The following is a 13,523-nucleotide window of genomic DNA, read 5'->3' as shown; positions in this document are numbered from 1 at the left end:
TGCTCTGCCGTCCCGGTGTTTCCCTAGTCTGGAAACCCGGCGCCCTAAGGACAACCGGACGGGACAACCTCCCCCTGTGCGCCTGTGCCAGCCAGAGGCGGTCTGCCTCCAGCTGGCGGGAAGGTGTGCCTTCCCCGGCGCGGTAACCCGCAAGTTACCCTTGTTTCCCTTCGCAGGTCTTAACCTGATCAGGTTCCACGGATCCCGAATTAACGGTCTCAGCTTAGCGTCGTTCGACGGTCAGCACTCCGACAAGATGTGCGCCAGTATAAGTGGGGAAATTTAAAGTACAAGCCATTAACAAGGGGAAAGAGAGAGAGGTCTCACTCTTCGGCGTCGAGGGGATCCTCGGGGTCGGGAATGAGGATATCGGTGAGGCGGCCCTCTTCATCCCGGCTCAGCACCAGGCGGCGACCCGGTTGCAGATCGGCGGCGCTGCCGTTGATCCAGCGAGTATCAGCATCAAACACCAGCACGCCGAGTTCCTGTAGCAGCAATGCCTGCTGATTGTGGGTGAGCAGTCGATCCTCCGCCCGCCGCCAGTTGGCCCCGAGCGCCGGATCCGGCGCCCCGTCGAGCACCCGGATCGTCTCGGCGACGCCGTAGCGGCTCTGGATCGCGAGGTGCATGCCGGGCACGAGCCCGTCCGGCTGCGCCACGCCGTGCAGTTCGGCACTGCCGAGCTCCAGCTCAGCCCCCTGGAATTGCAGGCGCACCCCGTCGTTGTGCTCCAGCTCCACCAGCCAGAGCTCGGCGTCGTCGGCAAGGGTGCAGAAGGGCAACAGCAGCAGGCAGAGTGCGGTTCGGGTCATGGCTGGCGGTCCGGGGTCACGGGGTGAGGTTTAACTATGGCCCCGGACGGGCAATTTTTCCCGGTCCTCCCTGACCGGTCAGTCATCCTCCCGGCACTGGCTCAGGCGCATGCCGTCAAACTTGCACTCCAGCTCCAGCCAGCGTCCCTCGAACGGGGAGAGGCTCCCATCCGAGGTGACATAGCCCCAGATCCGTCCCCCTTCCACCGGCCCTTCCAGTTCCATCTCGTCCTCCTCTTCCAGCGCCTCCACCTCGCGAACGAGCCGCCGCGCCCCTGCCGCCGTCTCCTGCACGACCCCTTCCAGATCGACCCAGGTCCCGCCGAGATCGTCCTCATCCAGGCCATCCTTGAAGCGGGTGCGCTCATCGATCACGAAGGGAATGCCATTGACCATCAACTGGCCAAGCTGCCAGGTGGTGCGGCCCGTGAGCTTGAACTCGGCCGCCTGCACCAGACCAAAAGGCAATAGAATCAATAACCAGAAGGCGCAGAGAGACTTCTTCATCGGGGATCCTCGGGGTTACACTGGCACACAGGATGTCCCATCCGGTGTGAAATGGCCGTGAAATAGCGGCACAGACCAGGAGATCAGAGCATGAAAATACTGGTGGTGGAAGACAGTCCCCAGGTGGCGGAGACCATCATGGACTATCTGGCGCTGGCCGGGCACAAGGTGGACTGCGCCTATCATGGCCAGGCGGCCCTGCAACTGCTGGCCCAGGAGCGCTTCGACGTCATCATCATGGACGTCATGATGCCGCGCCTCGACGGCCTGCGTACCGTGGAGCGGCTGCGTGCGGACGGCATCGCGACCCCGGTGCTCTTTCTCACAGCCCGTGACAGCCTGGAGGACAAGCTGGCAGGCTTTCGGGCGGGGGGCGACGACTATCTGGTCAAGCCGTTCGCCATGGAGGAGCTGGAGGTGCGCCTGGAGGCCCTCAGCCTGCGTGGCCCCAGAGGGGACATGGGCGTGCTCTGCTTTGGCGATCTGACGGTGGATCCCGCCAGCGGCCGCGCCACCCGCGCCGGCGTCGAGCTCAAACTCGGCAAGATCCCGTTCCAGATCCTCACCCTGCTGGTGAAGCGCGCGCCACAGCTGGTGACGCGCCAGGAGGTGCTCGACACCGTCTGGGGCGACGAGGAGCCCGACTCCGACGCCCTGCGCAGCCACATCTATGCCCTGCGCAATGTCCTCGACAAGCCCTTCCCCACCCCCATGCTGGAGACCCTGCACGGCCAGGGCTACCGGCTGGTGACCCCATGACGAACCCGACGCCGCCCCTTGCCTCCGGTCTGCCGAGCCTGCGCCGGCGCCTGGTGCTGGCGCTGGGAGGGGCCGGTCTGCTGCTGCTGGTGATCCTGAGCCTGCTGATGGTGGTGGCCGAGAACAAGATGGAGGAGCTGAGCCTGCGCCACTGGCTGGAGGCGGAGGCAACCCGCTATGACGACGACTGGTTGCGCCTCGGAATGGCGGCCCCCGCCCCCAGCCCGCGCCAGTTCTCCAGCTACTGGACAGAGGCGGGCCGCCTGCCCGCCTGGCTCAAGGCCTACCAGAGCCCCGGCTTCTTCGAGCATCAGCTGGGCCGGGAGGACAAGCACTTCCTGGTACGCGCCCACCCCTCGGGTCAGGGGCTGCTCTATCTGGTGTTCAACGACGATGCGGACGACTACCTGGACCCTTACGAAGCCAAGCTGCATCTGGTGACCCGCCTCATCGGCCTGACCCTGCTGCTGGGGAGCCTCGCCTTCGGCATCTGGCTGGTGCGTCACATCACCAGGCCGCTGGAGCGGCTGCGCCAGCGGGTCGCCCACCTCACCCCGGATCAGGGGGACTTCGTGCCCGATGCCCCCTGGCAGGAGCTGCGAGAGATAGAGCAGGCGCTGCTGGCGGGCAAGCACGAGGTAGCCGCCGTGTTTGCCCGTGAACAGGAGTTCAGCCGCTTTGCCAGCCACGAGCTGCGCACCCCCAACATGGTAATCCAGGGATCCGCGGCCCTGCTCGGCAGAGTAAATGACCTGCCCGCCCCGGCAGCCCGCGCCGTCAGCCGCATCCGCGCCGCCGCCGACGAGATGGCCCTGCTCACCGAAACCTTCCTGCTGCTGGGACGCAAGGAGGCCGTGGAGCGCCCGCCCCAGCAAGTGGCGCCGCTCATTCGCCGGGAACTGACCCGCCTCGCCCCCCTGCTGCAACGGGAGACGCTGGACATTCGCCTGCAACTGGACGAGGAGAGCGAGGTGCAGGCCCCCCTCTCCCTGCTCGCCATCGCCCTCGGCAACCTCTTGAAAAACGCCCTGAGCTACGCCGAGGGGCACATCGAGATCACCCTGCACGAGCAGGTGCTCACCATCAGCAACCCCACCGCCGCCGCGCCGGATCAGATCCTCGGCTACGGCTGCGGTCTCACCATCATCCAGCGCATCTGCGAGAAGCTGGGCTGGCAGATTGAGACCCATCTGGTGGAGGGGGTCTTCAGCGCCCGGCTGGTGATGATCCCCGGCGCCCCCGGGGCGGCATAACCCCCTCATTCCCGGCCCTTCTTCCCGGCTGTTCAACACAGTGGGAGAAGGGAGACACTTCCCGGTAAGCCCGCTGCCTTCCAGCCCCCCCCAGATAGCAACAAGGCGCCCGAGGGCGCCCTGTGTTTACCTGTCTGACACTCGTTTGGGGCTCATTCCGCCGGCTTGTGCTTGCGGCTCGCCTTGAGCTCGAGGAACTCGATGATCTTGCCCGCCACGTCCTTGCCGGAGGCAGCTTCCACCCCTTGCAGGCCGGGGGAGGAGTTCACCTCCAGCACCAGCGGGCCGCGGGCGCTTCGCAGGATGTCCACCCCGGCCACGTCCAGCCCCATGATCTTGGCGGCCTGCACGGCGGTGGCACGCTCTTCCGGCGTGATCTTGATGGCTTCGGCGGTGCCGCCCCGGTGCAGGTTGGAGCGAAACTCCCCCGGCTGGGCCTGGCGGCGCATGGCGGCCACCACCTTGCCGTTGACCACCAGGCAGCGGATATCGGCGCCGTTGGCCTCGCGGATGTACTCCTGCACCAGGATGTTGTTGTTGGTCTGGATAAAGGCCTCGATGACGCTCTCCGCGGCCTTCTGGGTTTCGCACAGCACCACGCCAATCCCCTGGGTGCCCTCCAGCAGCTTCACCACCAGGGGGGCGCCCCCCACCATGGTGATGAGATCCGGTACGTCGTGGGTGCTGTGGGCATAGCCGGTCACCGGCAGGCCGATGCCGTGACGGGAGAGCAGCTGCATGGCGCGCAGCTTGTCCCGGGAGCGGGAGATGGCCACCGAGCTGTTGAGAGCCATGGTGCTCATCATCTCGAACTGGCGCAGCACGGCGGTGCCATAGAAGGTGATGCTGGCACCGATGCGCGGGATCACGGCGTCATAGCTCTCCAGCTCCCGTCCTTCGTAATGGATGGAGGGGCTGTGGGAGGCGATGTTCATGTAGCAGCGCAGGGTGTCGAGCACCTCGACCTGATGCCCACGGGCCCGGGCCACCTCGACCAGACGGCGGGTGGAATAGTTGTTGGGCTCACGGGATAAAATGGCAATATTCATGGAAATGGCAGACCTGATAATCGGACTGGAGAGTATAAGGTGCCATGAACGACTGGCAACGCCAATCCTTTCCCCTCACCATGCGTGGTTCTGCAAGAACGGGCAAAAACCGAGAGTGCCGCACTCAAGACGGACCAAAGCCAGAGACCGTTCTGCAAGACAGCGCCAGCCACCAGCCCTCATGCCGGATGGCGCCAGCGACGTCAATGGGGGCCGCGCAGCCCTTGCTGCAACTCAAGCAGCAGGGCGACCTCCTGCAAACGGCGCGCCGTGGTGTCGGCCCAGCCTCCCAAAGGCACAGGGGCCAGCAGGGTCTGGGCGATGCAGTGGCGATAGAGGGGCCCCTCATGTTGCCAGCCCCGCATCCCGTCGACGTCGTGATGGTGCAGCCACTCCAGGTTGCCGCGGCGAAGCAGCTCGATGCGCCGCCCGTCTTTGAAGTGCAGGCAAAGCCCCTTCTTCTCCACCCCGGGACCGGCATACTTGTCGAGCCAGAGGGTCAGGGGCACCCCTGCCGCCTCGCCGCGCAGGCAGGCCCGCCCCTCGGCGGTCTCCAGATCCCCGCGCCGGATGGGCTGCCCCAGCCGGTCGCAGACGCCCTCCGCGATCAGATGCAGGCGGTCGTCCCCACCCAGGGCCACCAGCAGTTCCCGGATCATCGCCAGCAGATGGGTGCCGATGTCGAGGATCACCCCGTCTGGATGGCGCAGGACCCGCCGATCCGGCTCGCCGGTGGCGAAGTTGAGGGCATAGGGATGCCCCGCCTCGTCCAGGCCGCAGGGTTCCAGCAAAAAGCCCTCCACCGCGCTGATATCGGCGAGGGTGGCCAGCCCGACCCCGGCGCAGCCTGGTTCCCGAGGCTGCCAGCCTTCATCCAGTTTGCCGCTCAGCAGCAACTGCTGGACGGCATTGCGGGCCATCCAGTGATCCAGTGCCAGCACCCTGGCCGCGACCTCGGGGTCCGCCAGCAGGGCGTGCAGGCGATCGTGCTGGGCCAGGGTGGCCACCACGGGTTTCTCCACCAGGATGAGGGGAATGGCGCTGGCCAGTGCCTGTTCCAGCACGGGCAGATGCAGCAGGGAAGGCGTGGCGATCACCAGCCGATCCAGGGGTTCGGCCAGCAGGGCTTCCAGGGTCGGCGCAGACATGACACCGGGCAGGGTGATGGCGGGATCAAAACCCCATATCTCGGGATTTTCCGCCAGGGCGGCAAGTGCAGGCAGATAGGCTGTCTGCACCACGGCCCCCAGACCGACAAATCCAATCTTCATGGCAACCTCGATATGGCGTGCGTACCCGGCGCCTGCCCCGCACCGCGTGAGACGGGGCAGACGGGGATCAATGCAGGTTGGGCCCCAGCCAGCGTTCGGCCTCTGCCAGGGTCATCCCCTTGCGCATGGCGTAGTCTTCCACCTGATCCTGCTGGATCTGGGCCACGGCGAAATACTTGCTCTCGGGGTGGGAGAAGTACCAGCCCGACACCGCTGCCCCCGGCCACATGGCGTAGGACTCGGTGAGCTGCATGCCGATGGCCTGCTCCACGTCCAGCAGCTCCCAGATGCTCCCCTTCTCGGTGTGCTCCGGGCAGGCCGGGTAGCCCGGCGCCGGACGTATCCCCTGATAATTTTCGCGAATCAGTTCCTCGTTGCTGAGCGCCTCGTCCGGGGCATAGCCCCAGTGCACTTTGCGCACCTGCTCGTGAAGGTATTCGGCAAAGGCCTCGGCGAGGCGATCGCACACCGCCTGGATGAGAATGGCGTTGTAGTCGTCGTGGTCCGCCTTGTAGGCCTTGGCGATGGCCTCCTCGCCGATGCCGCCGGTCACCGCGAAGGCACCGATCCAGTCGGGCTTGCCGCTCTCTTTCGGCGCCACATAGTCCGCCAGACAGTAGTTGGGGAAGCCCTGCTTCTCGCTCTGCTGGCGCAGGTGGTGCAGCACTTTTTTCACTTCAGTGCGGGACTCGTCGGTGTAAACCTCGATGCTGTCCCCCACGGCGTTGGCGGGGAACAGGCCGACGATGCCGGCGCAGCGCACGCTCTGATCCTTCTCCAGCTGGTCCAGCATGGCGTTGGCGTCGGCGTAGAGGCGCGTCGCCTCCTCCCCCACGACTTCATCCTCCAGAATGCGGGGGAACTTGCCCGCCAGCTCCCAGCTCAGGAAGAACGGCGTCCAGTCGATGTAGGGGCGCAGCACAGAGATGGGCACGTTTTCGAAGGTCTGCACGCCGGGCTCCCGGGGCGCCGGGGGCTCATAGCCCACCCAGTCCAGCTGATGGCGGTTGGCCCGGGCATGGGCCAGGCTGACCGGCTTGGAGCGCGGCTGCTTGCGGGCATGCTGATCCCGGGCAATCTCGTACTCCTTGTCGATGCGGGCCACGAAGGCGGGCTTGAGCTCCGGGCTCAGCAGGCTCTGGGCCACCCCCACGGCGCGGGAGGCGTTGGAGACATAGACCACGGGCTCGGAGTAGTTCTGCTCTATCTTCACCGCGGTGTGGGCCTTGGAAGTGGTGGCACCGCCGATGAGCAGCGGCAGCTTGAACCCCTGACGCTCCATCTCCTTTGCTACGTGCACCATCTCGTCCAGGGAGGGAGTGATCAGGCCCGACAGGCCGATGATGTCGGCGTTCACTTCCCGGGCCGTCTTGAGGATGGTCTCGCAGGAGACCATGACCCCGAGATCCACAATCTCGAAGTTGTTGCACTGGAGCACCACCCCGACGATGTTCTTGCCGATGTCGTGCACGTCGCCCTTGACGGTGGCCAGCACGATTTTGCCGTTGCTGGAACCGCCGGACTTCTCCGCCTCGATGTAGGGCTGCAGGTAGGCCACCGCCCGCTTCATCACCCGGGCCGACTTCACCACCTGGGGCAGGAACATCTTGCCGGCGCCGAACAGATCGCCCACCACGTTCATGCCATCCATCAGCGGCCCCTCGATGACGTGCAGCGGCTTCTCGGCCTGGGCGCGCGCCTCCTCGGTGTCCTCCTCGATAAAGTCGGTGATCCCCTTGACCAGGGCGTGTTCGAGCCGCTTGCCCACCGGCCAGCTGCGCCACTCCTGATCCCGCGGATCCTCCGCCTGGGCACCCGCGCCGCGATACTTCTCTGCGATGGCCAGCAGCGCCTCGGTGGCGTTGTCGTTGAGGTTCAGCACCACCGCCTCGACCTTCTCTTTGAGCTCGGCCGGGATGTCTTCGTAGATGGCAAGCTGGCCCGCGTTGACGATCCCCATGTCCATGCCGTTCCTGATGGCGTGGTAGAGGAAGACGGCGTGGATGGCTTCGCGCACCGGCTCGTTGCCACGGAAGGAGAAGGAGACGTTGGAGACGCCGCCGGAGATCATGGCGTGGGGTAGGTGCGTTTTGATGTCCTTCACCGCTTCGATGAAGTCCACCGCGTAGTTGTTGTGCTCGTCGATGCCGGTCGCCACCGCGAAGATGTTGGGGTCGAAGATGATGTCTTCCGGCGGGAAGCCGACGCGGTCCACCAGAATGCGGTAGGCGCGCTGGCAGATCTCGAACTTGCGGGCCCGGGTATCGGCCTGGCCCACCTCGTCGAACGCCATGACGATGACGGCGGCGCCGTAGCGGCGCAGCAGTTTCGCCTGCTCGATGAATTTGTCCTCCCCCTCCTTCATGGAGATGGAGTTGACCACCGGCTTGCCCTGCACGCACTTGAGGCCCGCCTCCAGCACCTCCCACTTGGAGGAGTCGATCATCACCGGCACCCGGGCGATGTCCGGTTCCCCGGCGATGAGGTTCAGGAAGCGCACCATGGCCGCCTCGGCGTCCAGCATCCCCTCATCCATGTTGATGTCGATGATCTGGGCGCCGTTTTCCACCTGCTGCTTGGCGACATCCAGCGCCTCGTCGTAGAGCCCTTCTTTTATCAAGCGCTTGAACTTGGCCGAGCCGGTGACGTTGGTCCGCTCACCCACGTTCACGAACATGGACTCCGCCGTGATGATGAGAGGCTCCAGGCCCGACAACCGACAGGCCACCGGCAGATCCGGCAGGGCGCGGGGTGTGATGCCCGCCACAGCGTCCGCCATGGTGCGGATGTGGGTCGGGGTGGTGCCGCAGCAGCCGCCCACCAGGTTGAGAAAGCCGCTCGAAGCCCACTCGCGGATATGCTCCGCCATCTCGACCGCGTCCAGGTCGTACTCGCCAAACGCATTGGGCAGACCGGCGTTGGGGTGGGCGCTGACATAGGTCTCGCTGATGCGGGAGAGCTCCTCCACGTACTGGCGCAGCTCGTCCGGCCCCAGCGCACAGTTGAGGCCGAAGGAGACCGGTTTGACGTGGCGAAGGGAGTGGTAGAAGGCCTCGGTGGTCTGGCCCGAGAGGGTACGACCGGAGGCGTCCGTGATGGTGCCGGAGATCATCACCGGCAGGCTGTAACCCAGCTCCTCGAACACCAGGTCCACCGCGAAGGCGGCCGCCTTGGCGTTGAGGGTGTCGAAGATGGTCTCGATCAGGATGATGTCGGCACCGCCCTCGATCAGGGCGTGGGTCGATTCGGTGTAGGCGGCCACCAGCTCGTCATAGGTGACGTTGCGCTTGCCCGGATCGTTCACGTCCGGCGAGATGGAGGCGGTACGGTTGGTGGGACCCAGGACCCCCGCCACAAAGCGCGGTTTCGCCGGGTCCTTGGCTGTCCACTCGTCCGCCACGGCGCGGGCCAGGCGGGCCGCCTCCCGGTTTATCTCGGCCGAGAGCGCTTCCATCTCGTAGTCCGCCATGGCGATGCGGGTGGCGTTGAAGGTGTTGGTCTCGAGGATGTCGGCCCCGGCGGCACAATACTGGTCGTGGATCTCGCGAATGACGGCTGGACGGCTCAACACCAGCAGGTCGTTGTTGCCCTTGATGTCGGTATGCCAGTCGGCAAACCGCTCCCCCCGATAGTCCGCCTCACCGAGTTTGTAACCCTGGATCATGGTGCCCATGGCCCCGTCGATGATCAGGATCCGCTCCTTGAGACAGGCTTCCAGCCTGGTTGTGACATCCGCTTTCTTGTTCGACTCTCTGCTCGACACCGCTCGTACCCCTTACATCCATGCAACTGCGTGATGCCCATCCTAGCAGCAATCAAATTAAATGGAAATCTAGCCGTCTATCTGTCCGTGATGACGATTAAATATAACCATAAATAGGTAATGAGCATGATCTAACCCGGGAGTACCCTATGCCCGTCCTCAAGAGGGATACGTGCTTGCTGTTTACCAAAGAGAAAAATAACTATGAGCGTCTACTACACACTCTGCTTCCTGGCAGCGTTGGCGATCTTCATCGCCTTTGCCAACCAGTATGTTGTGAAGATCCAGACCACCATCGCCATCACTGCGGGCTCCATGCTGATCTCCGCGCTGCTGGTGCTGTTTGGCAAACTGGGTTGGTTCAATCTGGAGCCTCTCGCCATCAAGACCATGGAGAGCATCGACTTCCAGAACTTCCTGTTGAAGGGGATCCTGGGCTTCCTGCTGTTCGCCGGCGGCCTTGGCATCAACCTCAAGGCGTTGCGTAGCCAGAAGTGGGAAATCACCATTCTGGCCATAGCCGCCACCCTGCTCTCCACCTTCCTCATCGGCTACGGCTTCTGGTTCATCGCCAAGCTGCTGGGCTGGGACCTGCCGCTGGTCTACTGCATGCTGTTCGGCGCGCTGATCTCCCCCACTGACCCGATTGCCGTACTGGCCATCGTCAAGAAGATGAAGGCGCCACCCCAGATCGCCATCCAGATCGAAGGGGAATCCCTGTTCAACGACGGTGTCGGCCTGGTGATCTTCGCCACCGTGTTTGCCGTGGCCTTTGGCGGCGTGGAGCCCACCTTCGGCAGCGTGGCCGGTCTGTTCCTGCATGAGGCTCTCGGCGGCATCCTGTTCGGGGCCGTGCTGGGTCTCATCGCCCACGTGATGATCAGCGCCACCGACGACGGCTCCCTGGAGCTGCTGCTGACCCTCTGCATCCCGACCGCGGGCTTCGCCTTCGCCAACATGATCGGCGTCTCCGGCGCCCTGGCCATGGTGGTGACCGGCATCATGATCGGCAACTGGACCCGTCATTCCGGCTTCTCCGAGCAGAGCCAGCACCACCTGGATCACTTCTGGGAGTTGATGGATCAGTTCCTCAATGCCCTGCTGTTCCTGCTGATCGGTCTGGCACTGGTGCTGCTGGATCTGGCCTGGCGCGACTGGATCCTGCTGGTCATCGCGGTGCCGCTCTGCCTCGCCGCCCGCTTCATCAGCGTCTCCCTGCCCTATGTGGCGTTCCGCAAGTTCCGCAGCTACAACACCTTCTCGGTGCGCATCCTCACCTGGGGCGGCCTGCGTGGCGGCCTGGCCATGGCCATGGCCCTGGCACTGCCATCCGGTGTCATGATGATCCCGGAGCACAACGTCGATCTGCGCCAGGTGATCCTGGTGATGACCTACTCGGTGGTGATGTTCTCCATCGTGGTACAGGGCATGACCATTACCCCCATGATCACCGCCGCCAAGAAGGCCTGTGGCGACGCCTGAGCCCGTCCCTGACCGGCAATGAAAAGGGCTCCCTCGGGAGCCCTTTTGCCGTCCCCGTGGCAGTGAAAAACAGGGAATGACTGGGTGAACGCACAATTAGTGTTTGCTTTTTACACATTTCGAGGAGATAATGCGCGCCGGCTAGTTAATCAGCCCTGATTATGTTCGCAATGCTTCACCTCACGATGAATCCTGCCAGTACCCGCATAACCTTCTTCTGATTTACTCGCCTTGAGAACCGTTCAGGCTGTCTGCCTGCGTTGCCCGGCTCTCACGGTGCAGACCCGATCTGCCCACTCCCAAGTAGCATCATGCATCCGCGTGGTCCTTGGCGCCTTCCTTGAAAGTGCAGACGCCCCTGAACCGGGCTGGGTATTCCTGCGCGCTCGTCCGCCATCGTGCTGACCGCGCCCATTGACCTGACATTTGCCAATACAAGGAGCAAACACTTAATTTATATAGAGAAATACCATGATGAAACACGTACAGATCCGCAAACCCCTGCGTCGCAGCAAACCCATCAACCTGCCCGTGCAAGAACACGACGACGATGCGTTCCTGATCCAGTTCAGCACCCGCTTCAGCGGCGGCTTCGCCATCTCCTGTGATGGCATCGCCGGCGAGTTCTCCATCGAAGAGCTCAACTGACCTTGCCTGCCCACCGGCAGCGCCCGATGCAGACAGGCCGCAACTCACGGCGGCCTCCTTGCCTGACGTCATAGTCGCATGGCCCCGCTCCCAGAGCGGTGGCTAGACCCCGCAAGTCTCCTTGTCCGGCGCCTCCAGCAGCAGGCACTCCTCCTCGCCGGCTCCCAGCCTGACCCGTTTGCCCTGACTCAGCCCCAGCTTGGCGAGTAGCCGGACCGAGCGCTCATTGCCCGGGGTGACGATGGCGACCACCCGCTCGATGCCGAGCCGTTCACGGCCATCTGCCATGGCCGCCCGCGCGGCTTCGATGGCATAGCCCTGGCCACGCCAGGCGGGCAGGAAGGCATAGCCGATGTCTTCACAGGGCAGGGTATCGCGCTTGATCAGACCGCAGATGCCGAGCCTGGCCCCGTCTTCCCGCCGCACCACCAGATAGAGTCCGTGACCGTGGCGGGCATAACTGACCGCAGGCCCCTGCTGGATGTAGTTTTCGGCATCCGCCAGGGTACGCACCCCGCGATCGCCGATGTAGCGGTGAAAATCACCATCGTTGAGCAGTTCGAGAATGAAGGGGGCATCGACAATGGTCAGTTCGCGCAGTTCCAGGCGCTCGGAGAGGATCATGACATGGGCTCGTTCGGCAGAGAGAGTGTCCAAGACTGCTCCCGCCCCGCTTCCTTGGCAAGACCCGGAGGATATTTTCGCCCCCGGGAGCCGCGTCCCCGCTATACTGCCCACCCCATGGAACAGGCAGGAGAACGGCCATGACCGATACCCCCGAATTTTTTGATGAAGAGACACTGCTGGAGATGGTGGAGAACCAGCTCGCCGACGGCCATCCCCTCCAGGTGAAAGCCACCCTGATGCGCCTGGTGATGAAGGGCACCCCGCGGGAAGAGGCGCTGCAATACATCGCCTGCGCCCTGGGCGCCGAACTCATGGCCATGGAAGCCGAACAGGGCCCCTTCAACCTCGTCCGTTACGGCGAGTTTCTCGACAGCCTGCCCGAGATGCCCTGGGCCGAATGACCCGGGCCGATTAGGCAAGCCCCGGCGCCAGCCATTATCATTACTGCCACCACCAATGACGGGAGTATGGGGATATGCGCTGGCAAGATCGCCGTGAGAGCAACAATGTGGAAGACCGACGCCAGCAAGGCGGCGGCAACGGGGGTCGCGGCCTGCCCATCGGCGGCAAGGGGCGCCTGATCCTGCTGGTGGTGGTCATGGTGGCGGGGTACTACGGCGTGGACCTCGGCCCCCTGCTGCAGGATCCGGCCCCGCAGAGCCAGCCCCAGCGTCAGAACTCGTCCCAGGCTGCAAACGATCCCCTCGCCCGCTTCACCTCGGTGATGCTCGCCTCCACGGAGGACGCCTGGGGTGAGATGTTCCAGCAAAGTGGCAACCACTATCAGGCCCCCAGACTGGTGCTCTATCGCGGTGCGACCCGCACCGGCTGCGGCCAGGGGCAGTCGGTGATGGGGCCCTTTTACTGTCCGGCCGACAGCACCGTCTACATCGATCTCTCCTTCTATCAGGACATGCGCGACAAGCTGGGGGCCGACGGCGACTTCGCCCAGGGCTATGTGATCGCCCACGAAGTGGGCCACCACGTGCAGAACCTGCTCGGCATCTCCACCAAGGTGCGCCAGCAGCAACAGGGGCTGAGCCAGGTCGCCCAGAACCGGTTGTCGGTCAAGCTCGAACTGCAGGCGGACTGCTTCGCCGGGGTCTGGGGCCACTATATGGAAAAAGAGCAGGTGCTGGAACGCGGCGATCTGGAAGAGGCGCTCAACGCCGCCCAGGCCATCGGCGACGACAGGTTGCAGCAGCAGGGTCAGGGCCGGGTCGTTCCCGACAGCTTCACCCACGGCACCTCGGCCCAGCGCCTCACCTGGTTCAAACGCGGTTTTGACAGCGGCAAGCCCGCCAGTTGCGACACCTTCGCCGCCCGCTGAAGGGGGCAAACGCAAAGGGGCC

12 protein-coding genes and 1 riboswitch are annotated in these 13,523 nt (G+C 64.3%); of the genes, 6 read left to right on the top strand and 6 right to left on the bottom strand.

Translation table 11 applies throughout. The annotated features are described in order from the left end of the window. Positions 1-147: 147 nt before the first annotated feature. Positions 148-261, bottom strand: a riboswitch (TPP riboswitch). A 62-nt stretch (positions 262-323) separates the two neighbouring features. Both H7R73_RS01495 and H7R73_RS01490 read right to left on the bottom strand, forming a co-directional pair. Beyond that, a complete protein-coding gene (locus tag H7R73_RS01495) occupies positions 324-812 on the bottom strand; it encodes a hypothetical protein (protein ID WP_052815863.1) in 489 nt (162 codons plus the stop codon). Positions 813-890: 78 nt separating this feature from the next. Then, the gene (locus tag H7R73_RS01490; RefSeq protein WP_029313554.1) at positions 891-1,319 is read right to left on the bottom strand and encodes a hypothetical protein; all 429 of its coding nucleotides are present in this window, start codon (positions 1,317-1,319) and stop codon (positions 891-893) included. 90 nt (positions 1,320-1,409) lie between these two features. On the opposite strand from H7R73_RS01490, the gene H7R73_RS01485 reads away from it, so the two are divergent. Next, positions 1,410-2,078 carry a response regulator transcription factor gene (locus H7R73_RS01485; protein ID WP_103259380.1) on the top strand — a complete coding sequence of 223 codons (669 nt, stop codon included), beginning with the start codon at positions 1,410-1,412 and terminating at the stop codon, positions 2,076-2,078. Further along, positions 2,075-3,331, top strand: coding sequence for a sensor histidine kinase (locus H7R73_RS01480; protein ID WP_103259379.1), 1,257 nt, complete (start codon positions 2,075-2,077; stop codon positions 3,329-3,331). The genes H7R73_RS01485 and H7R73_RS01480 overlap by 4 nt, the downstream gene beginning before the upstream one ends. A 152-nt stretch (positions 3,332-3,483) precedes the next feature. On the opposite strand, the gene rimK is transcribed toward H7R73_RS01480, so the two are convergent. The 3 genes from rimK to metH all read right to left on the bottom strand — a co-directional run bounded on the left by rimK (position 3,484) and on the right by metH (position 9,414). Continuing rightward, positions 3,484-4,380 carry a 30S ribosomal protein S6--L-glutamate ligase gene (gene rimK / locus H7R73_RS01475; protein WP_010672657.1) on the bottom strand — a complete coding sequence of 299 codons (897 nt, stop codon included), beginning with the start codon at positions 4,378-4,380 and terminating at the stop codon, positions 3,484-3,486. Positions 4,381-4,583: 203 nt separating this feature from the next. Further along, positions 4,584-5,651: a Gfo/Idh/MocA family oxidoreductase gene (locus H7R73_RS01470; RefSeq protein ID WP_103259378.1), complete on the bottom strand. Its 1,068-nt coding sequence runs from the start codon at positions 5,649-5,651 to the stop codon at positions 4,584-4,586. A 67-nt stretch (positions 5,652-5,718) separates the two neighbouring features. After that, a complete protein-coding gene (metH, locus tag H7R73_RS01465) occupies positions 5,719-9,414 on the bottom strand; it encodes a methionine synthase (protein ID WP_103259377.1) in 3,696 nt (1,231 codons plus the stop codon). A 204-nt stretch (positions 9,415-9,618) separates the two neighbouring features. Here metH and H7R73_RS01460 point away from each other — a divergent pair, with 204 nt between their 5' ends. Both H7R73_RS01460 and H7R73_RS01455 read left to right on the top strand, forming a co-directional pair. Continuing rightward, entirely contained in the window at positions 9,619-10,896 is a 1,278-nt protein-coding gene (locus tag H7R73_RS01460) for a cation:proton antiporter (protein ID WP_042880492.1), read from the top strand. Between the two features lie 471 nt (positions 10,897-11,367). Further along, a complete protein-coding gene (locus H7R73_RS01455; RefSeq protein WP_010672653.1) occupies positions 11,368-11,544 on the top strand; it encodes a hypothetical protein in 177 nt (58 codons plus the stop codon). Positions 11,545-11,646: 102 nt separating this feature from the next. On the opposite strand, the gene H7R73_RS01450 is transcribed toward H7R73_RS01455, so the two are convergent. Then, the gene (locus H7R73_RS01450) at positions 11,647-12,168 is read right to left on the bottom strand and encodes a GNAT family N-acetyltransferase (protein ID WP_010672652.1); all 522 of its coding nucleotides are present in this window, start codon (positions 12,166-12,168) and stop codon (positions 11,647-11,649) included. 140 nt (positions 12,169-12,308) lie between these two features. Here H7R73_RS01450 and H7R73_RS01445 point away from each other — a divergent pair, with 140 nt between their 5' ends. Together H7R73_RS01445 and ypfJ are read left to right on the top strand one after the other, a co-directional pair. Then, positions 12,309-12,572 (top strand): hypothetical protein, encoded by a 264-nt coding sequence (locus H7R73_RS01445; RefSeq protein ID WP_039040440.1) that lies wholly within the window; start codon positions 12,309-12,311, stop codon positions 12,570-12,572. Positions 12,573-12,646: 74 nt separating this feature from the next. Next, on the top strand, positions 12,647-13,501 hold the full coding sequence (ypfJ, locus tag H7R73_RS01440; protein ID WP_042864556.1) for a KPN_02809 family neutral zinc metallopeptidase: 855 nt from the start codon (positions 12,647-12,649) through the stop codon (positions 13,499-13,501). The last annotated feature ends 22 nt before the right edge of the window (positions 13,502-13,523 follow it).

It is taken from the genome of Aeromonas sp. WP2-W18-CRE-05, assembly GCF_014168615.1.
Taxonomy (GTDB): Bacteria; Pseudomonadota; Gammaproteobacteria; order Enterobacterales; family Aeromonadaceae; genus Aeromonas; species Aeromonas caviae.
The sequence above is the reverse complement of the archived record's forward strand: the minus strand, read 5'-3'. Positions and strand labels throughout refer to the sequence as shown.